Origin of the sequence: Oceanibium sediminis (assembly GCF_003265325.1) — a bacterium.
GTDB lineage: Bacteria > Pseudomonadota > Alphaproteobacteria > Rhodobacterales > Rhodobacteraceae > Halovulum > Halovulum sediminis.
On sequence record NZ_QGNX01000002.1, the window covers coordinates 403,444 to 422,191 of the forward strand.

Annotated in this window: 18 protein-coding genes and 1 tRNA gene; 8 read left to right on the forward strand and 11 right to left on the reverse strand. The window is 65.7% G+C overall.

The annotated features are described in order from the left end of the window. The first annotated feature begins 144 nt into the window (after nt 1-144). From DJ029_RS07360 to DJ029_RS07370, 3 genes are all read left to right on the forward strand, one after another. Nucleotides 145-588 (forward strand): DUF3592 domain-containing protein, encoded by a 444-nt coding sequence (locus tag DJ029_RS07360; RefSeq protein WP_112321700.1) that lies wholly within the window; start codon nt 145-147, stop codon nt 586-588. Between the two features lie 124 nt (nt 589-712). Next, on the forward strand, nt 713-3,013 hold the full coding sequence (locus DJ029_RS07365) for a xanthine dehydrogenase family protein molybdopterin-binding subunit (protein WP_112321701.1): 2,301 nt from the start codon (nt 713-715) through the stop codon (nt 3,011-3,013). After that, nucleotides 3,010-3,471 carry a GNAT family N-acetyltransferase gene (locus DJ029_RS07370; protein WP_112321702.1) on the forward strand — a complete coding sequence of 154 codons (462 nt, stop codon included), beginning with the start codon at nt 3,010-3,012 and terminating at the stop codon, nt 3,469-3,471. Before DJ029_RS07365 ends, DJ029_RS07370 begins: the two co-directional genes overlap by 4 nt. Nucleotides 3,472-3,477: 6 nt before the next feature. Here the strand turns inward: DJ029_RS07370 and phhA are convergent, their stop codons facing one another. Continuing rightward, complete coding sequence (gene phhA / locus DJ029_RS07375; protein WP_112321703.1) at nt 3,478-4,341, reverse strand: phenylalanine 4-monooxygenase; 864 nt, start codon at nt 4,339-4,341, stop codon at nt 3,478-3,480. 133 nt (nt 4,342-4,474) lie between these two features. On the opposite strand from phhA, the gene DJ029_RS07380 reads away from it, so the two are divergent. Further along, a complete protein-coding gene (locus DJ029_RS07380; RefSeq protein ID WP_112321704.1) occupies nt 4,475-4,927 on the forward strand; it encodes an Lrp/AsnC family transcriptional regulator in 453 nt (150 codons plus the stop codon). A gap of 66 nt (nt 4,928-4,993) precedes the next feature. Further along, nucleotides 4,994-6,022 (forward strand): DUF2235 domain-containing protein, encoded by a 1,029-nt coding sequence (locus tag DJ029_RS07385; protein WP_112321705.1) that lies wholly within the window; start codon nt 4,994-4,996, stop codon nt 6,020-6,022. Between the two features lie 33 nt (nt 6,023-6,055). Here the strand turns inward: DJ029_RS07385 and DJ029_RS07390 are convergent, their stop codons facing one another. From DJ029_RS07390 to DJ029_RS07405, 4 genes are all read right to left on the reverse strand, one after another. Next, nucleotides 6,056-7,141, reverse strand: a complete 1,086-nt coding sequence (locus DJ029_RS07390) for a c-type cytochrome (RefSeq protein ID WP_112321706.1) — start codon at nt 7,139-7,141, stop codon at nt 6,056-6,058. 203 nt (nt 7,142-7,344) lie between these two features. Next, nucleotides 7,345-7,761: a hypothetical protein gene (locus tag DJ029_RS07395; protein ID WP_112321707.1), complete on the reverse strand. Its 417-nt coding sequence runs from the start codon at nt 7,759-7,761 to the stop codon at nt 7,345-7,347. 37 nt (nt 7,762-7,798) lie between these two features. After that, nucleotides 7,799-9,193, reverse strand: coding sequence for a TolC family outer membrane protein (locus DJ029_RS07400; RefSeq protein WP_112321708.1), 1,395 nt, complete (start codon nt 9,191-9,193; stop codon nt 7,799-7,801). Between the two features lie 70 nt (nt 9,194-9,263). Next, the gene (locus DJ029_RS07405; RefSeq protein ID WP_112321709.1) at nt 9,264-9,917 is read right to left on the reverse strand and encodes a protein-L-isoaspartate O-methyltransferase family protein; all 654 of its coding nucleotides are present in this window, start codon (nt 9,915-9,917) and stop codon (nt 9,264-9,266) included. Between the two features lie 284 nt (nt 9,918-10,201). Between DJ029_RS07405 and DJ029_RS07410 the strand changes: the two genes are divergently transcribed. Continuing rightward, nucleotides 10,202-10,275 (forward strand) — tRNA-Cys (locus DJ029_RS07410). Between the two features lie 392 nt (nt 10,276-10,667). Here the strand turns inward: DJ029_RS07410 and DJ029_RS07415 are convergent. From DJ029_RS07415 to DJ029_RS07440, 6 genes are read right to left on the reverse strand one after another with little or no spacing between them, the layout of a single operon-like run. Continuing rightward, on the reverse strand, nt 10,668-12,032 hold the full coding sequence (locus tag DJ029_RS07415) for a four-carbon acid sugar kinase family protein (protein WP_112321710.1): 1,365 nt from the start codon (nt 12,030-12,032) through the stop codon (nt 10,668-10,670). Then, nucleotides 12,029-13,279, reverse strand: a complete 1,251-nt coding sequence (locus tag DJ029_RS07420; protein ID WP_198671078.1) for a ribulose-bisphosphate carboxylase large subunit family protein — start codon at nt 13,277-13,279, stop codon at nt 12,029-12,031. The genes DJ029_RS07415 and DJ029_RS07420 overlap by 4 nt, the downstream gene beginning before the upstream one ends. A 2-nt stretch (nt 13,280-13,281) precedes the next feature. Further along, entirely contained in the window at nt 13,282-14,244 is a 963-nt protein-coding gene (locus DJ029_RS07425) for an NAD-dependent epimerase/dehydratase family protein (protein WP_112321712.1), read from the reverse strand. A 30-nt stretch (nt 14,245-14,274) separates the two neighbouring features. After that, nucleotides 14,275-15,567, reverse strand: coding sequence for a TRAP transporter large permease (locus DJ029_RS07430; RefSeq protein WP_112321713.1), 1,293 nt, complete (start codon nt 15,565-15,567; stop codon nt 14,275-14,277). Next, nucleotides 15,564-16,079, reverse strand: coding sequence for a TRAP transporter small permease (locus tag DJ029_RS07435; protein ID WP_198671079.1), 516 nt, complete (start codon nt 16,077-16,079; stop codon nt 15,564-15,566). Before DJ029_RS07435 ends, DJ029_RS07430 begins: the two co-directional genes overlap by 4 nt. 56 nt (nt 16,080-16,135) lie before the next feature. Then, nucleotides 16,136-17,098 (reverse strand): TRAP transporter substrate-binding protein, encoded by a 963-nt coding sequence (locus tag DJ029_RS07440; protein WP_198671080.1) that lies wholly within the window; start codon nt 17,096-17,098, stop codon nt 16,136-16,138. Nucleotides 17,099-17,269: 171 nt separating this feature from the next. Here DJ029_RS07440 and DJ029_RS07445 point away from each other — a divergent pair, with 171 nt between their 5' ends. Continuing rightward, nucleotides 17,270-18,064, forward strand: coding sequence for a FadR/GntR family transcriptional regulator (locus DJ029_RS07445; protein WP_112321715.1), 795 nt, complete (start codon nt 17,270-17,272; stop codon nt 18,062-18,064). 49 nt (nt 18,065-18,113) lie between these two features. Beyond that, entirely contained in the window at nt 18,114-18,725 is a 612-nt protein-coding gene (otnC, locus tag DJ029_RS07450; RefSeq protein ID WP_232823003.1) for a 3-oxo-tetronate 4-phosphate decarboxylase, read from the forward strand. The last annotated feature ends 23 nt before the right edge of the window (nt 18,726-18,748 follow it).

The window sequence follows — 18,748 nt, forward strand, 5'->3', positions numbered from 1 at the left end:
TGGATCGCGCACGCTTGTAACGGAGCGTGCGGCAGGTGGAAAGGCCCGGAATGTCACGCCGCGCGGGTGGCTCGGCTTGAATCGGGCACGCGAAACGGGGACACTCCGGCCGGCACGCGAACACGGCGAAGAAGGAGCGGGCAGATGAGCGACACCCCCCGCAAGGGAAACCGGAAATTCCAGCGGATGCTGGGCGCTGGCCTGATCGTCGCGGCCTTCGCGCTGGTGCTTGTCCACTTGCAGGAAAACCTGTCCCAGGGGCGGATGGAACGCGACGGTGAGATCACCGAGGCCAGGGTGGTGCGCATCGTCTCGGGCCAGTTGCCCGACGGGACCGAGGGGCACGCCGCCGTCGTGTCCTTCACCGCCGAGGGGGCCCCCTACCGGGTGATGGAGCGGGTTTCCGACGGGTTCGTGGCGCGCCATGGCGCGGGCGACACGCTCAGGATCCGCTACTGGCGCGCCGATCCCCGGCTGACCGAGCTGGAGTACGAGGCGAACCGAAGCTGGCGCGACTACGCCCTTTACCTTGCCGGGCTGTCCGCCCTGTGCGGCCTGCTGCTGACGGTTCTGCGGTTCCGCCGCTGACCCTGCCGGGGCGGGCGCGCCACCGCCCGCGCACCGGGCCGGAATGGGTGAAACTTGCGCTTTACCTCACGCCTCAGCCGCCTATGGTTCAACGAAGAAACATACTCAAGTCCGCAGGTGAAGCATGAAGAATTTCGGTGTCAGCCAATCCGCCGTCCGCAAGGAAGATACCAGGTTCCTGACCGGCACGGGGCGCTACATAGATGACCTCGCGCCAGAAGACGCGGCGCATGTGGTCTTCTTCCGCTCACCCGTCGCCCATGCGAAGATCACCGAGCTAGACGTCTCAGCCGCGCGCGAGGCGGAAGGCGTTCTGGCCGTCTATACCGCCGGGGACCTGGCCGGGAAGCTGGTCAACGAGATGGATTTCGACAGGCTGTCCCTGCCCGACGGTTCCAAGGGGGCGGCGCCGGTGCGCCCGATGTTGGCCGAGGGGCGCGTCTGCTTCGCAGGCGAAGCGCTGGTCGCCATCGTGGCCGAAACCCGCCTTGCCGGGCTTGACGCAGCTGAATCGATCATCTTCGACTTCGAGGAACTGAACCCCCACACCGCCACAGCGCCGGGGGGGCCGGAAATCCACCCCGAAGCGCCCGAAAACGTCTGCTTCGACTGGTACTACGGCGAAGCGAAAGCCACCGACGCAGCCTTCGACAAGGCCGCGCATACCGTCTCGCTCGACCTGGTGGACAACCGCATCATCTGCAACGCGATGGAGCCGCGCGCCTGCTTCTCGGAAATGGTGGACGGGCGTCTGCACCACGCTGTGAACGGTCAGGGCGTCTGGGGCACCAAGGCGGCGCTGGCCGACAAGCTGGGGATGAAGAAGGAAGACGTGCGCGTCACCACGCCCGACGTGGGCGGTGGCTTCGGCATGAAGTCCTTCGACTACCCTGAGCAGTTCCTCGTCAGCCTCGCCGCGAAAGAGCTGAACCGCCCCGTCCGCTGGAGCGCGGATCGCGGCGAGTCGATGCTGACGGACAACGGCGGGCGCGACCTGACCACCGTGGCCGAGGCGGCGTTCGACGCGGACATGAAACTTCAGGCCGTAAGGATCAACTCGGTCGCGAACCTTGGGGCGTATTGCTCCAAGTTCGCGCAGGCCATCCAGTCCGAACTGGCACTGAAGGTGGTTACCGGGGTCTACGACATCCAGACCGGCTATTTCGGCGTGAAGGGCGTGTTCACCAACACCACCCCGATCGACGCCTATCGCGGCGCCGGCCGCCCCGAGGCGATCTACGTGATCGAACGCCTGATGGACACGGCAGCACGCGAACTGGGTGTCGACCCGTTCGAACTGCGCCGCCGCAACCTGATCCCGGCGGAAAAGTTCCCCTACACCACCTTCTCGGGCCAGGTTTACGACGTGGGCAACCTGAACCACGTGCTTGATCGCTGCATGGAGGAAGCCGACGTCGCCGGTTTCGCCGCTCGGCGCGCGGCTGCGGCCAAGGCGGGCAAGCTGCGCGGCATTGGCCTGAGCTACTACATCGAGTCCATTCTCGGCGACAAGAACGAGACGACGAAGATCGAGTTCGCCGAGGACGGCATGGTGAACCTCTACGCCGGCACACAGTCCAACGGCCAGGGGCACGAAACGGTCTTTGCACAGGTGCTGGCAGCGCGCTCGGGCATTCCCTATGACAAGATCCGCTACGTTCAGGGCGACAGCGATCGGATCGAGAAAGGCGGCGGCACCGGCGGGTCCCGCTCAGGCACGACGCAGAGCAACTCGATCAACGCGACGACCGACCTGATGATCGAACGCTTCAAGCCGCTGGCGGAAGAGGAACTGGAAGTCGCCGCTGCCGATATCGTGTTCGAGGACGGGGCCTTCGCCGTTGCGGGCACCGACAAGACCGTCACCCTGATGGACCTGGCCGGGCGCGCGCGCGAAAAGGGCATGACCGACCTGCTGGCGACAAAGCACGAACACACCATCCGCGCGGGCGCCTTCCCCTATGGCGCGCATATCGCCGAGGTGGAGGTGGACCCCGACACCGGCGTCACCAAATGCGTGAAGTACACGGTGGTCGACGATTTCGGCGTGCTGCTGAACCCGATGATCGTCGAAGGCCAGGTCCATGGCGGCATCGCGCAAGGGCTGGGCCAGGCGCTGGTGGAAAACTGCGTCTACGATGAAAGCGGGCAGCTGCTGACCGGGACCTTCATGGACTACGCCATGCCCCGCGCGGACGATCTGCCGATGATCGCCTTCTCGACCGAGCTTGTCCCCTCCACCACCAACGAGATCGGCATGAAGGGCTGCGGGGAAGCGGGCACCGTCGGGGCCATGGCCTCGGTCACCAATGCCGCGCTGGACGCGGTCTGGGATCGTGGCGTGCGCCATGTGGACATGCCGATTACCCCGGTGCGCATGTGGGGCTGGCTGAACGCGGCCACCCCGGCCGTCGCGGCGGAATGAGCCTGCGCCTTGCGCCTGCGGATCTGGACGATCCCATGGTGCAGGCGCTGATCGCGGCGCACCAGGCGCACAGCCATTCGACCTCGCCGCCGGAAAGCGTGTTCGCGCTGGACCTGGACGGGCTTCGCGCCGATGACGTGACGCTGTTCGCCGCCTGGCAGGGCCCGGCGCTGGTCGGCTGCGGCGCGCTGCGCCAGCTCGGCCCCAGGGAGGGGGAGCTGAAGTCCATGCACATCGCGCGCGCGCATCGCGGCAAGGGCCATGCGCGCGCCCTACTGGCGCATCTGATCGCGCACGCCCGCGCGCTGGGGCTTCAGCAGCTCTGGCTGGAAACCGGCTCGATGGAGGCCTACGCCCCTGCCCGCGCGCTATACGCCAGCGCGGGCTTCAGGACCTGCGGGCGCTTTGGCGACTATCCGGTGGATCCGAACTCCACCTACATGACGCGCGAGATCTGAGCCCGCTCAGCCTTCGGGCCGCCTGAAATACGCTTGCGTCCCACGGTGGTAGACGCGGTCTTCCGCCAGAACCACGTCCGGCGCATGGGCCTTCTCGGCCGCGAACGTGGCATAGATCGGGCCGAAGTCCCGCTCGGCCTGCTCGAGCAGCGTTTCAAAGCTTTCGATCACGAAGTAGCTCTGCTGGAAATCGTCGATCCGGTAACGCGTGTGCATCACCCGCTCCAGCTCGAAGCCAAGCCGGTTGGGGCTGGCGTCCTCCAGCGCGAAGCGCGTCTCGGTGGGGGAGGACATGATCCCCGCCCCGAACAGGCGCAGGCCGCCCGCTTCCTCGATCAGGCCGAACTCGATCGTGTACCAGTACAGACGCGCCAGTGCGGGCAGCGCGTTCGCCGCGATCGCGCGCGGCCCCGCCTTGCCATAGGCCTCCATGAAGGCCGCGTAGGTCGGGTCCGCCAGAAGGGGCACATGGCCAAAGATGTCGTGAAAGATGTCCGGCTCCTCGATATAGTCGAACTCTGCTTCCGAGCGCAGGAAGGCCCCCGCCGGAAAGCGCCGGTTCGCCAGGTGATCGAAGAACACCTCGTCCGGGACCAGCCCCGCGACAGGCACGACACGCCAGCCCGTCAGCGCCTGAAGCCGCGCGGACAGCTCCTCCATGTCGGGGATGCCGCCCTGGAACAGCTCCGTGGTGTGCAGCGCGTCCAGGTAGGCCTGGCAGGCGCGACCGGGCAGCAGGGCGCGCATCCGCGCCACCAGCCGGTCCCAGCGGGCGTGTTCCTCGGGCGTATAGGCGGCCCAGTTCTGGTCCACGGTGAAATCGGGGGCGACAGCGCCCACCGGGCGGCGTTCAGGGGAAAGGTCGTTCATCTGGCGATCCTCCTTGCCGGGTGCCGGGAAAGGATACGCCGCCTCGCCCGAAATGTGCTTTCGGAGTTTGCGCTGAATAGCGGAAAATCGGATTGTCGTTTCGCGATGGGCAGTGGAGTGATACAATCCGTTCATGGACAGGCAGGACATTGAAATTCTGCGCATCCTTCAGACGGATGCCACGCTCAGCAACCAGGCCCTGGCCGAGCGCACCGGCCTGAGCGCCGCCACCGTCTGGCGCCGGGTCCAGAGCCTTGAGGCGGCGGGCCTCGTCACAGCGCGGGTGGCCCTGCTGGACCCCGCCGGTGTCGGCCTTGGCACGACCGTCGTGACAGAGGTGCGCCTGACCCGCCACAACCGCGAAAACCGGCAGGCCTTTGAAAAGATGGTGCTGGCAAGCCCGGAAATACAGGAATGCTACGCGGTTTCGGGCAGCCACGATTACCAGCTGCTGATCCGCTGCGCCGATATCGCCGCCTATGAACATTTCCTGATGGAGGTGCTTCTGGCCAGTGAGGTCGTCGCCAGCGCCGAGACGTCCTTCGTGCTGCGCCAGATCAAGTACACCACGGCGTTGCCGATCTGATCCCGATGGCGCGGCTTGCCCTCACGCGGCCTTGCGCGGCGCGGCGCGGACGGGCAGGTTTGCCGGATGACCGAGAGCATTCCGCGCACCCATGTCTTCATCATCGACGGCACACTGTCGCGGCTGCACGACGGGCATGAAAGCCATGCGGGGCTGCTCTACAAGATGCTGCGAGAGGTGGGTGATCCGGCGCGCCAGACCGTGGGCTACGATCCGGGCATCCAGCTGACGAGCTGGCGGAACTGGGTGGACGTGGCCGCCGGGCTGACCATCAACCAGACGATCGAGGTCGGCTACGCCACGCTGGCGGCGCGCTATCGCCCCGGCGACAGGATCATGCTGTTCGGTTATTCGCGCGGGGCCTACGCGGCGCGTAGCCTTGCGGGGTTCATCGGGCGGATCGGCCTGCTGCGCCGAGCGCACGCCACGCAGCGGCGGGTGCACCTGGCGTTTCGCTATTACGAGGCGCCAGTGCTCGGCCCCTCGGCGCATATGTTCTCCACCCGCTACTGCCACCGCGATGTGCAGATCGACATGATCGGCGTCTGGGATACGGTCGCGGCGCTGGGGCTGCCCTACCCGTTTCTGAGCCGCCTTGCGCCGATGGCGACCGAATACCACGATCATCACTTGGGCGATCACGTGCGCAACGCCTTCCAGGCGCTGGCGCTGGACGAGACGCGCAGCGCCTACGAACCACTCCCCTGGGCCCGGGTGGAGGGGTGGAACGGCACGCTGCAACAGGCGTGGTTTCCGGGCGCGCATGCGGATATCGGCGGCCAACTCGGCGGCTATCCCAAGGCGCGGCCCCTTGGGCACATCCCGTTCCGCTGGATCGTCTCCCACGCCGAAAGCTGCGGCCTGATCCTGCCCGAGGGCTGGCGCGACCGCGTCCCCGAGGACCCGGGCGCCCCGGCGCATGGCGCGTTCCGCGGGCGGGCGCGCTATTTCCTGAGCCGGTCCCCCCGGATCGCCGGGCAATGCCCCTCAGAGTTCGAGCATGACAGCGTCGACGCCCGGCGCGCGGCGCGGCCCCGCTACCGCCCCAAGGCGCGCTGGGTCCGGGGCCCGCACGCGGAAGAGGCCGGCGCATGACCGCCCCCCCTGTTCCTTGCACCTGTCGCGGCCTTACTGCGAGAATTGCGCGATATAGGCGATCACGTCGGTGCGGTCGGCTTCTTCCTTGAGGCCCGGAAACGACATCCGGTTGCGCGGCACTTTCGCGCGCGGGTTCTCAAGATAGGCCTGCAGCGCCTCGCCGTCCCAGATCAGGCCGTTTTCCCCGGCCTCCACCATCGCGTCGGAGTAACGGAACCCCTCCAGCGTGCCAGCCTGACGGCCGATGACGTCGTTGAGGACCGGGCCGACGCGCGACTGGGCACCTTCTCCGATCATGTGGCAGGTCTTGCACTGCCGGAAGACCGTCTCACCCTTGGCAGGATCGCCCCCAGCGACGAGGGCCGCGACATCGATGGCGCCGTCCTCGGTCGTGGCGTCTTCGGTGGCGGTATCTTCGGCGGGTGCGGCGTCTTCCGCAGCGACCTCCTCCGTCACAGCTTCCTCGGCGGGCGCAGCGTCTTCAGCAGCCGCCTCCTCCGTCACGGTCTCCTCGGCGGGCGCAGCTTCTTCAGCAGCGGCCACTTCGGTCACAGCTTCCTCAGCGGGCGCGGCTTCTTCCGCTGCGGCCCCCTCCGTCACAGGTTCCTCGGCGGGCGCAGCATCTTCCGCAGCGGCCTCCTCGGTCACAGCTTCCTCGACGGGCGCAGCTTCTTCCGCAGCGGCGTCCTCCGTAACAGCTTCCTCGGCGGGCGCAGCGTCTTCAGTAGCAGCCTCTTCCGTCACGGCTTCCTCGACAGGCGCGGCTTCTTCCGCAGCCACCTCTTCGCTCGCAACGTCCTCGGCGGCGGCGGCGTCTTCCTCGGCGGCCTCGGCGGTTTCGCTCGCGGCTTCGGCGACTTCGCTGGCTTCCTCAACTGTGGCTTCCGCACTCGCGACGGCGGCTTCGGTTCCGTTTTCCGGGGCGTCGGTCTCCGCCGCCATTGCGGTTGCTTCAGGCGCGCTCTGCTGGGTCGTTTCGGCGGATTCCTCGATCGTGGGCTCTTCTTCGGGGGCGTTCACGATCACCCGCCTGCCATCGATGGCGTTCACGGCCATCAGGAAAAGAAGCAGGGCGCCAAGCCCCCACGCCACCATTTTCATGTTGATGTTTTGCAAGAGTCCCTCCGTCACAGTCCAACGTATGCCCGACCGGCAAGACGCCATTTGGTTCCGTGAACGGCGGCCGAGGGGCAGATGACCGCCCCATCGGCACGGGGCCGATCACGCCAGTGATCAAGAAGGTAGTGCGAACGCCCGGCGCGCCCACCCGATAGGCCCCGCCCCTCCCGGAACCGGGAACGGGCGGCGGCGCGGCCGGGTCAGTCGGCGTTGCGGGCGCGTGCCAGCAGGTCGGTGAGTTCGGAGCGGATCATCTTGCGCAGCCGCGCCTCGAGCACCCCGTCGATCGCATGCTCCAGCTCCTCCCGCACCAGGTCGGAGACGAGGCCGCGCAGCGCGGGGTCCGCCGTATTCTGGGCGGTGGAAAGCCGGGTGACATTCGACGGACGCACCCCCTCGGACACCCGCGTCAGGGCGCCCAGGACCAGCGGCGCCGGCTTGGCGGGCTGCGGTGAGGGTGGCGGCACTGCCTCCGCCGTCGGGGGAAGGTGGCCGGGATGGTCCACGGTGCCGCGCGCGGCTTCCTCGCTGACCATCTGGCGGATGGTGTTCAGAAGCTCATCGTCGCCCTCGTCCGGCTCGGCGCCGGGGCGGTACTGGTCGTCGTTCATGCTCATCGGTATCCCCTGGTCTTCTGGTCGGGCACAGGCCGGTTCAGCGGCTGTAGCGATCCCGCAGCTGGTCCAGAATGTCGCCTTCCACCGTGGAATACGGCGCGTTCTGTACCCGGTTGTAGTTCACATCCGGATCGTAGGTGGGAATACCCAACTGAAGATGATCGACACTCAAAAGACCCATCGACGAAAGGAGTTGGTAAGCGGCAACATACTCGTCCCGCAGGGACGAGGCCAACTGGAATTCCGCATCACGCAGGTCCTGCTCGAGATCGAGGACATCCAGCGTGGTGCGTGCGCCCAGAAGCGCCTCTTCGCGCACGCCCTCAAAGGCGACGCGGGCGGCGCGGACCTGTTGCTTGTTCGCGACGATGGACGCACGCGCGACGGCAAGATTCGACCAGGACACGGCTGCGTTCTGGCGGATCGCGCGCGCGGTGTCCTGCACGTCGAACTTGGCCTGTGCCAGCGCGGCCTCGGCCTGGCGCACCAGCGCGGACAGCTGACCCCCGGCATAGATCGGGATGTTGCCGTTCAGGCTGAGCGTCGCGACGGCGTTCTCGTTACGGCCGAGGATGCCATCGGTGTTGTTGATCCCCAGCGAGGAATTGGCCGTCAGGCTCGGCCCCCGTGCAGCGCGGGCGCGCTTGAGGTTGAAGTCGGCTGCGGTCTGGGAAAAGCGCGCCGCCTCAAGCGAGGGGTGCGTGCGCACGGCGATCGCCTCCGCCTCCGTCAGGGTGGCGGGCAGCGCGGGAATGGCCGGCGGGTTTGCCAGCTGGCCCGGCGCGACACCGACGACGGCGCGATACGCCTCTCTCGCGGCTGCAAGCTGGCCACGGAAAGCGGCAAGGTTCGCCTGGGCGGAGGCGAGGCGCGCCTCGGACAGGCTGACGTCCGTGCGGGTCACCTCGCCAAGTTCGAAGCGGTCGCGCGTCGCCTGCACCTGCTGGCGCAGAACCTGGACGTTGTTTTCCGCAACTGTGACGGACTGCACGCCCCGCCGCACGTCCATGAAGGCGGCGACGGTGTTCAGCAGCACCGACTGTTCGACATTGCGCAGAACGCCCCGGTTCGCGGCAACGACCGCCTTCGCGGATTCGATCGCAGCAGCGGTCTGCCCATGGTCATAGAGCAGCAGCGACGCGCCGAGCGTGGCGGAATAATTGTCCGACACATCCCAGTCCGTATCCCGGCTGGCCTGGAACTGGGCGCTGGTGCCGACGTTGATATTGGGCCGCATGGAGGATCGCGCGAGCGCCACACGCTCGTCGATATTGCGCAGCGCGGCGCGCTGGGATTCGAGGATCGGACTGTTCTGATACGCCGTGATCAGGGAATCCGTCAGCGTCTGGGCGACGCTGCCTGACGGTGCGATAACGCCAGCGGTAATCGCTGCGCAGGCCATCATCGCGCGGACAAGGCGGTGAGGTTTCATCTTTGTCGCCTATGTTAGAACTGCTCACTTAAATCGTAGGCCGAGCGGTTCAGGCGATCAAGTCAGAAGCTCAGAATTCGAAGGCAACGGCTTTTTCAAAGCCATTTAAGACCGGCGCTGTTGCATCAAAAGCATGCCGCCAGGCGATGCGACCGCCTGCTTTCACGCCGATGCGCATCTGCCCCGTGCTGCCGTTCATGAAGATCGCGGCGATCCTGCCGCCATCCTTCAACTGCGCCACCAGCGCGTCGGGAAGCACCTCGATCCCGCCCTCAAGCATGATGACGTCGAAGGGCCCGTGGTCCGGATCGCCATCGGTCAGCGCGGCCCGGGTGACGACGGCGTTGTCCACGCCCTCATCCGCGAGCAGCGTGGCGGCGTCATTGGCCAGCGACTCCACGTCCTCGATCGCGATCACGGCTTCGGCCAGGTTCGCGATCACCGCCGCGGAATAGCCAAGACCACAGCCGATATCGAGCACCAGGTCCCCGGGCCCGATCTCCAGCCCGTCCACCATCTTGCTGAACACCCGCGGGTCGAGAACGACACGCCCGTCCCCCAGGGGAACATGGTCCCCGGCATAGGCCACCGGCTTCAGCGCGGCGGGAACGAACCGCTCACGCGGAACGGTGAGCATCGCCTCGATGATGGGATAACGGGTCACGTCCGAGGGGCGGACCTGGCAATCGACCATCATCGTGCGGGCAGCGGTATAATCCGTCATGGAAGCAGACTCATTCGTCAGTGTGATGAACCACGGACGTTCTGTCATAGAAAACCGGGGACGACAACGGTCGGTTGGCGCCGCAGGACTGATGGGAGTGTGATTGAGCATGTGTGCCATCGGCAGATGTCCATTCTTTCGGTCCAGCATGAAAATGTCTGCCTCGACAGGCTGAAGCAAGCCGCGCGCCGTTTAAACAGAACAAGAACAGAACATGAAACTGATAACTGGAGTGATAACCGCTTGCGCCGGCCCTTGCGAAAGTGTAGGCAAACTGCGCAGTTGGCGAGTTGGCGGAGTGGTTACGCAGCGGATTGCAAATCCGTGTACACCGGTTCGATTCCGGTACTCGCCTCCAAAATCTCTCCCTGATCACGAACGCCCACGAGCCGCCATTCGCCTGGCAGAGAAACGCTCGATCGGTGTGCGAACTTTGGCGTAAAGACAATTGGGGCCATCAAGATCTCATCGGCTTTAAGTGACCCTAGCTGGTCGGAATCTTGCTGATGCGGCCAGGGGCAGCGAAGATGGATCACCTGAAATATGGACAGGCCGTAAAGGTTTCGGCTCGAGCTTTGCCAACGCAGTGCATGAAACCGCCCGAGGCGTGGGTCCCGCCTACGCCCGCGCAGGCGTATTCGATCGACAGGGGGTGGCTCGCCCAGGTGGAGCGCTGGAGAAGCCGTATCGCCATTTTCCGCCAACGTGCGTGGGCCCAAGCCATCTGTTGGATGGGCCCTGACGCTCGTTTTACGCTGCCGGATCCAGGGCCCGCAGGAACAGGTCCGGGGAGCCGAGCTGGCCGCCTTTCAGCACCACTTCCAGGCCCTCGAAAACCGGGTCGTCGACGTGGCAGCGGCAGATCGGTGCGCCGGGCGACAGGGGGTGTTTGAGTTCCAGCGCCGTCACCGGAAGCGCCTCCAGCACACGGCCGGAGGTATCGCCGCCTGCGACCACCAACCGTGACAGGCCGAAACGTGGCACGGCTTCCAACGAAAGGGTACCCAGCGCCTTGCCGATCGCGTCCTGGGCCTGGGACAGGGGAATGCCCTCTTCCTTCGCCAGGCGCGAAAGGGCTTCGTAGGCCGGGTCGTCGACGGTCTTGGCCGCGAAGACCAGCACACCGCGATGGGTCTTGAAAGCGGCGTCGACCTCTTGCAGGACCCGCGCGACCTCGGCCTCGGCCTGGTCGGGGCGCGCCACGCGGCAGACATCCAGCCGGATGGAGGCGAAACCGGCATCCTCGGCCCGCGCGATCTGGTCGGCGGTGACAGGGGAACAGCTGCCGGAAACGACCAGAAGACGCTCGACGGCGGTGTGCGTATCGAAGCGCGGCGGCTCGGCCGAGATCATCCCGGTGGCGCGCCAGTGCGCGACAAGCGCGTATTGCAGGCCGGATGACGCGGGGGAGAAGACGGTCTGTTCGCTGTTTTCCCAGACCATGCGACCCGCCTCGATCTGGCTGGCTTCCTCTGCCACGTCGATGAAGGTTATGGCGCCCTGCGCCTTCGCCTCGGCGATACGCTCGGCGGTCTGGCCGCGCATCATGTCGCCAAGGTCGATCCCCATCACCGGCAGCGAGGTCTGGCGCGCGATGTGCTGACGCAGGTCTGCCTCTTTCATGGGGGTGACAGGGTGGCGCGACATAGTCGGGTGACGGTCGATGCGGTATTGCACACCGGCGGCGGTGGCGAAGAGATTGCCGAAGACCTGCCACCGCCCCAGTTGCGGCGCGCCGACGATTGCGGGCAGCCAGCCCGGCGACACCGCCTTCGCCCCCAGTTCCGCCGCCTTGCCGATCGAGCCGCTCTCGGGCGAGGAATCGAAGGTCGAACAGACCTTGTACTGCACCACCTTCGGCTTCAGGGAGGCGAGCGCGGCAAAGGTCTCGGGCAGGTTCTGGTCCATCCAGTCGGGCCCGTGCGCGCGGGCGGTGCCGGCCACGCCGATGACCTGGTAGTCGGAGAAGCGATCCAGCTCTTCCGGCTCGGGGCGGCGGGTGAACAGGACTGTGCGCAGCCCTGCTTTCGCCGTCACCTCCATCGCATCGGTAGAGCCGGTGAAATCGTCGCCGTAGAAGGCCAGCAGAACGCCATCGGGCAAGGTCTGGGTCACTTGAAGGTCTCCATTGCTTCACGCAGAACGGGAGAGGCGGTAGGGGCGTCAATCGCGACGCCCGCGCGCGCGGCGTCCCATGCTTCGCGCAGCGCGCGCACACCGGCCGCCACGCCCGAGGGGTGGGCCATGATCCCGCCGCCCGCGCAAAAGATCAGGTCGGCGGACTTCAGGCGCGCCCAGGTGCCATGGGCCTGGCGGATCGTCTGGCCGGACGAGAAGACCGGCATAACGATACGCGGCGCAGCGGCGCTGATCGGTGTCAGCAACGCGCGGGCCGACGCGATGACACTGTCGTCCGGTTCCCAGAACTTGTTGGCCAGCCCGTTGACGTGCATGTGGTCGACACCGATGACGCGCCAGAGCGTCGACCAGGCCGGGTAGCTCCACCCGTTGTCCGGGCTGCGGCCCAGGTACCCCCAGCCGTTGCGATGCGCGTGGATCGGCAAACGGGAATGACGGCGGAACGCCGCGACACCGGCCAGCCCGACAGAGTTCAGGCTGAGCATCGCGCAGGTTCCCCCGAGTTCGGCCAGCAGGTCATGGCGCTGGCGCATCTCGTCCAGGTCGCCGGTCAGGTTGGCGGCATACATCACCCGCTTGCCGGTGCGTTCCGCGTGACGGTCGATGACCGACATCACGGCACGGACGCGCGCGTCGAAGGGACAGGCGGGCCCGTCGGCCTGCAACTCATCGTCCTTGATAAAGTCGATCCCGCCATCGATCAGTTTCTGGACAAGTTCGGCCGTTTCTTCCGGCCCCAGCCCGACCGAGGGCTTGATGATCGTGCCGATCAGCGGCCCCTCGGCGACGCCGGAAAGCGCCCGCGTGCCCTCGATCCCGAAGCCGGGGCCGGGATAGGCGTCAAGAAACGCCTGCGGCAGGGTGATATCGACCAGTCTCAGGCCCGCGACCTCTCGCAACTCGAACAGGTTGCCCGCCACGGTGGCGACCAGGTTCGGGATGGAGGCCCCCACCGTATCGAATGGCCATGACAGCACCATGCGGAAGCTGCGCGGCGCTGCCGAAGCGGGATCGGGATGCGCGCCGGGCAGTGCGGGCGCGCCGCTGTCGGTGATTTCCTCTAGCGTTTCGACCCGCGCGGCAGAGCGTTCGTGCAGCGCATCGGTTTCGCCCGGCAGGCGAACGAAGGTCCCCGAGGATTGCTCGCCCGCGATGACCGCCGCTACCTTCCCAGGGTCACCCGTCGTGCGCAGAATATACGCCGCGCTGATCCGTTCCCCCATCTTCAGCCGGCCTTTCCGACGGATTTCAACCAGTCATGGTAGTCGCGCAGACCCTCGCGGATATCCGTGAAGCGCGGCTCGAAGCCGAGGCGCTGGCGGGCCTTGTCTATCGCCAAGGGCGCACCGCGCTCGAAGAAGTTGCCGTCGCCAATGCTCATGCCGCTGTCGCGCCCCAGCAGGTCAGAGACATGGCTGACGATCTCGCGATGGGGGGTCGAGACGCCGCAGGATATGTTGAACGCCTCGCCCGCGACATCCGCAGGCGCGTCCAGCAGCCGGACGACGCCTTGCGCCGTGTCGCGCACATGCGTCCAGTCCAGCCCCTGCCCAGCACCGGCGGGCGCGGAAACGTCCCGCAACCCCTGCAGCGGGCCGAACATGGCCTGGTAGAGGACATGCATCTGCGACGGCAGCTTGCCGGGCCCGTAGACGAAGTACAGCCGGGCCTGGCGGACGTCGATGCCGTAGGTCGCGCCGTATTGCTGGGCGAGGACCTCGTTGGCGACCTTGGTGGCCCCGTAAAGATCGGTGGCCTTGAAGGGCGTCTGCTCGGTCTGGCCGCCGGGCTGATCGCCGTAGACAGCACCGGAGCTGAGGTTGACGAACTTCGGCACGCCCAGGATGCGGCAGGCATCCATGACGTTCAGCATGCCGACCGTGTTGATGTTGATGTTGCGCATCGGGCGCAGCTGGAAGGTCGGCCCCGCGATGACCGCGACACCGAAAATCACCGCCTCGATCTGCCCCTCGTAGGCGCGCATCCGTTCAAAAACGGTGTGGGCGTCCAGGACGTCCACGTCCTCGAACCGAAGGCGGTCCGCATAGGGTTCGAGATAGTCGATGCCCCGCCCTTCAAGCCCGCGCGCGCCAAGATCGAATATCACCACGTCGCGGCCATCGGCTACGAGGTCATGTGCGATCCATGAGCCGACATGCCCCATGCCGCCGAAAACGAGAACTGCCATTTGTAATCTCCGAAAGTTTCTTGGCGCGGGTCAGCGCAGCAGAAGGTCGGGCAGGAACAGAACCAGGCCCGGAATGAAGGTGATCGCCAGAAGCATGACGAACAGCGGGATGTAGAAGGGGATGATCTCCCGGATCAGGGTCCCGAACGGCAGATCGGCGACCTTTTGCACGGTGAACAGCACCGTTCCGACAGGCGGTGTTACAAGCCCGAGCATCAGGTTGAAGATCATGGCCACGCCGAAATGGACCGGGTCGATGCCGTAGCTGATCACCAGCGGAACCAGGATCGGCGTCAGCAGGAACAGCGCCGGCACGGAGTCGATGAACATCCCGATGGCCAGCACGAACAGCGTCAGCAGGATCAGCAGGACATACTTGCTTTCGATGGTGCCGGTCAGAAGCTCGATGATCTGGGTGGTGACCTGGTAGCGCGCCAGCACCCATGCATAGAGTGCCGAACCCGCGATGATCGCCAGCAAGGCAGCCGTATCCACGGCGGTTTCGCGGCAGATCACCCAGAACTCACGCAGGCTGATCGTGCGATAGACGAGCCCCGCGATGACAAGGCAATAGCCGACGGCGATCACCGATGCCTCGGTCGGGGTGAACAGCCCGGACAGGATTCCCGCGATGATGATGATCGGCGTCAGCATTGGCAGGAAGCCCGCCACCACCGCCGCGACGAACTGCGCGAAACTCGCCCGCACCGACACCGGGTAGCCGCGACGGTACGAGATGATCGCAACAAGAGCCATCAGGCTGAGCCCCATCATCAGTCCCGGAATGATCGAGCCTAGGAAGACAGCCGCGATCGAGGTATTGGCAAGCGCGCCATAGATGACGGCGGGAATGCTCGGCGGAATGATCGGGCCGATCGTGGCCGAAGAGGCCGTCACCGCCGCGCTGAATCCGCGATCATAGCCATCGCGATCCATCGCCTTGATCAGCACCGGCCCAAGCCCGCCGGCATCGGCCACCGCCGACCCCGACATGCCCGCGAAGATCATCGAGGAGAGGACATTCACATGCCCCAAGCCCCCGCGCAGATGGCCGACCATAACGCGCGCGACGTTGAAAACCCGGTCCGAGATGCCCGAGGCATTCATCAGCCGGCCGATCAACAGGAAGGCGGGAATGGCCAGCAGGGTAAAACTGTTGACCCCGTAAAGCGTGCGCTGTGCCAACATTTCATAGGGTATGCTGTCGAGGCCGCGATTGGCCGCCAGCACGGCGATGGAAGACCCGATCATCGCGAAGGCGACGGGAACGCCGACCGCCATCAGCAGGATCAGCGTCCCAAACAGGGCGATAAGGATCGTCATGCCGCAGTACCCTTCTTGCATTTATTGAACAGCTTGTCGCAGAGGTCCTTGAGCACCAGCAGCGTGTAAAGCGCGATCCCGAGGCACTGGACGCCATAGATCGCCGACATCGGCACGGGCAGCGTGCTGGCAAGCGCGTTGCCGCTTTTGCCCATCATCGACAAGGCGCCGACGATCAGCGCGATGCAGATGGCGGCCGTCAGCAGATCGGCAAACGCCTCTGTTATGCGGCGCAGGCGCGGCCCCATCAGGTCGAGCGCGACGGTGATGCGGATATGCTGGCCATAGCGTTGCGCGATGGACAGCCCGAGGAAGATCTGCGCGATGTAGAGAAACCGCGAGGTTTCGTCCGTCCAGGGAACGCCAACGGCAAGCGCGTAGCGTGAAACGACCTGGATGAACATCACGACCAGCATGGAGATGAACGCCAGGATCATCGTGGTCTCGACCGCAAACCAGAACAGGTTGCGCGAGGGCTGCGGCACCGGATCAGCCGCCATATCTGCCGACATTGTCATACTCCGCCGATTGGGGTGCCGGCCCGCGACAGTCGCGGACCGGCCAAAGGTCAGTCGATCTGCGACAGGACGTAGTCACGGACCTCGGGGGCGAAGCCTTCGGCAACCTTGCGGATTGCGGGCTTGGCTTTTTCGCGGAAAGCGGCGACGTCGGATTCGACGATCTCCATGCCTTCGGCTTCGAGGCTCTCGTAGGCCTTGGATTCGTTGGCCTTCACCAGCTCGTCACCCCAGGTGATGGACTCGGTGATCGCGCCCTGGATCAGCTCGCGGTCCGCGTCCGACAGCTCTTCGTAGAAGTCGTTGTTCATCAGCCAGTGGAAGAACGAATGAACGTGCTCCGTCTTGTTGACGTAGTCCTGCACTTCGTAAAGGCGGCCGGCATAGATGAAGTCGACCGGGTTTTCCTGCATCTCGATCACGCCGGTCTGCAGCGAGGTATAGACCTCAGGCCATGCGATGGGGCTGGGCAGAGCGCCGACTTCCTGCCAGATCGTGACCCAGGGGGCGATCTCGGGGATGCGCAGGCGCGCACCGGCCACGTCATCCGGCGTCATGACCGGCGTCTTCGAGGTCAGGTTGCGCGGGTTGCGCACGGACAGGCCCACCAGGCGCAGGTTGCCATTGCTGACCATGGCGTTCTGCACGGCCTCGCCAAGCTCACCTTCGTAGACTTTGCGCGCGGCTTCGGAGTTGTCATAGACGAAGGGCAGGTCCGAGGCGGCGTATTCCGCTGCGTAAAGCGACATGGGCATCGAACCGCCAAGCGCGATCTGGTATTCACCGATGCTCGCGCCTTCCAGGTGATCCCGCTCGCCACCGACTTCGGTGCCCAGAAGCGTGACCGTGAAGCGGCCTTCGGACTGGGTCTCGATCGTTTCCTTCAGACGCTCGCCGACACGGAACATCTCGTGCGAGGGATCGACATGCAGGGCGATGCTGATGTCTTCGGCCACGGCGGGAACAGCCAGTGAAACGCTGCCGATCACGGCCGCAAGTACGAAATTCTTCAAAATAACCTCCCAGTTACACGCGTGGCGCGCGACGGCGTCGCCACGCAATCCTCAGGCTCAACTGGTCCGACCATCAGACCATCTGACCAGTTGCTTTTTTCTGTGAATGGTGTCTCTGTTGTCAAGAGCAATTTTTGAACTGCCCCGATTGAGAACACCGAAAGGATAAAGATGCCCTCACAGCCCGACGACGCCCCGGAATCCCCCCCCGAGGACGGACACGCCACGCCCCCTGCCCGCGCGCGCCGCGCCGTACGCCGCCGCCGCATGCACGAGGAACTGGTGGAAGTCCTGGCCGAGGATATCCGCCAGGGTGTCTATCCCGTGGACGAGGTGCTGCCATCCGAACGCCAGTTGATGGACGATTTCGGCGTTTCCCGGCTGACGGTGCGCGAGGCTCTCGCCTCGCTGGAAAGTCACGGGCTGATCGAAACCCGCCCCGGCACCCGGGCGCGGGTGTGCGGGCCGCGGGCGGACTTCCTGCTCGACATGCTCAGCCAGGCGGCGACGTTTTCGCTGCGCCAGCCGGGGGGCCTGAAGATCTTTGCCGAAGTCCGCGAACTGGTGGAATCCGGCACCGCGCAACTGGCCGCCGAACGCGCCACCGATGACCAGATCGAGATCCTGCGCGACCGGATCAGCGCCAACCGCGCAGCCATCGGCGACACGCGCCTGTTCGGCACGACGGATATCGACTTCCACCTCGCCATAGCCGAGATCGTGGACAATCCGATCATATCCTCGTTCTTCCGCGCCGTTGACCAGTGGCTGCAAGAGGTGCGCGACACCAGCCTGCGCAACGAGGGCCAGATGGAGACCGCCCACGCCGCCCATGTGAAGATTTTCGAGGCGATCGAGGCACGCTCCCCCGATCGCGCCGCCGCCGAGATGCGCGCACACCTGCGCCAGCTCGCCAGGATATACCCGACAAATCCCGATGCCACGCCACCCAGGACCAGGACCTGAGGCACAGAGAGGACCAGCCGTGACCGCGCTACTTTCAGAGCAAACCCGCATGCGCGACCGCATCGCCGCAGTGGGCAAGTCAATCTTCGACCGGGGCCTGACCTTTGGCTCCACCGGCAATATCAGCGTGCGGCTGTCGGACGGGAATCTTCTGATGACACCGACCAACGCCTCGCTCGGCGCGCTAGATCCGGCACGGATCTCGCTGACCGACGCGGATGGGCGGCACCTTGAGGGCGACAAGCCGACCAAGGAATCCTTCCTGCACACCTGCGTCTATTGCCAGCGCCCGCATTCCGACGCCGTCGTCCACCTGCATTCGACCCATTCCGTCGCGATCAGCGTGATGGAAGGGCTCGACCCCGAGGATCTGCTGCCCCCGCTGACCGCCTATTACGTCATGCGGGTGGGCCGGCTGCCGCTGATCCCCTACTTCGCACCCGGCGACAAGGCGCTTGCCAGGGCGGTGGAAGAACGGGTCGGCCATTCCCACGCGGTGCTGCTGGCCAATCACGGCCCTATCGTCGCCGGCAAGACCCTTGAAGAGGCCCAGTACGCCACCGAAGAGCTGGAGGAGACGGCCCGCCTGTTCATGCTGCTGAAGGATTACAAGATCCGCCCGTTGACAGCCGAACAGGCCGACGCCCTGCGCAAGGACTAGCCGGCCGGAAAGCCAAGCCGGAT

What these genes read in the sequence shown, in the direction of transcription:
- DJ029_RS07360 (WP_112321700.1), top strand. Translation starts at nt 145, where the DNA reads ATGAGCGACACCCCCCGCAAGGGAAACCGGAAATTCCAGCGGATGCTG.
- DJ029_RS07365 (WP_112321701.1), top strand. Translation starts at nt 713, where the DNA reads ATGAAGAATTTCGGTGTCAGCCAATCCGCCGTCCGCAAGGAAGATACC.
- DJ029_RS07370 (WP_112321702.1), top strand. Translation starts at nt 3,010, where the DNA reads ATGAGCCTGCGCCTTGCGCCTGCGGATCTGGACGATCCCATGGTGCAG.
- phhA (WP_112321703.1), bottom strand. Translation starts at nt 4,341, where the DNA reads ATGAACGACCTTTCCCCTGAACGCCGCCCGGTGGGCGCTGTCGCCCCC.
- DJ029_RS07380 (WP_112321704.1), top strand. Translation starts at nt 4,475, where the DNA reads ATGGACAGGCAGGACATTGAAATTCTGCGCATCCTTCAGACGGATGCC.
- DJ029_RS07385 (WP_112321705.1), top strand. Translation starts at nt 4,994, where the DNA reads ATGACCGAGAGCATTCCGCGCACCCATGTCTTCATCATCGACGGCACA.
- DJ029_RS07395 (WP_112321707.1), bottom strand. Translation starts at nt 7,761, where the DNA reads ATGAGCATGAACGACGACCAGTACCGCCCCGGCGCCGAGCCGGACGAG.
- DJ029_RS07400 (WP_112321708.1), bottom strand. Translation starts at nt 9,193, where the DNA reads ATGAAACCTCACCGCCTTGTCCGCGCGATGATGGCCTGCGCAGCGATT.
- DJ029_RS07405 (WP_112321709.1), bottom strand. Translation starts at nt 9,917, where the DNA reads ATGACGGATTATACCGCTGCCCGCACGATGATGGTCGATTGCCAGGTC.
- DJ029_RS07420 (WP_198671078.1), bottom strand. Translation starts at nt 13,279, where the DNA reads ATGGGGGAACGGATCAGCGCGGCGTATATTCTGCGCACGACGGGTGAC.
- DJ029_RS07425 (WP_112321712.1), bottom strand. Translation starts at nt 14,244, where the DNA reads ATGGCAGTTCTCGTTTTCGGCGGCATGGGGCATGTCGGCTCATGGATC.
- DJ029_RS07430 (WP_112321713.1), bottom strand. Translation starts at nt 15,567, where the DNA reads ATGACGATCCTTATCGCCCTGTTTGGGACGCTGATCCTGCTGATGGCG.
- DJ029_RS07435 (WP_198671079.1), bottom strand. Translation starts at nt 16,079, where the DNA reads ATGTCGGCAGATATGGCGGCTGATCCGGTGCCGCAGCCCTCGCGCAAC.
- DJ029_RS07445 (WP_112321715.1), top strand. Translation starts at nt 17,270, where the DNA reads ATGCCCTCACAGCCCGACGACGCCCCGGAATCCCCCCCCGAGGACGGA.
- otnC (WP_232823003.1), top strand. Translation starts at nt 18,114, where the DNA reads ATGCGCGACCGCATCGCCGCAGTGGGCAAGTCAATCTTCGACCGGGGC.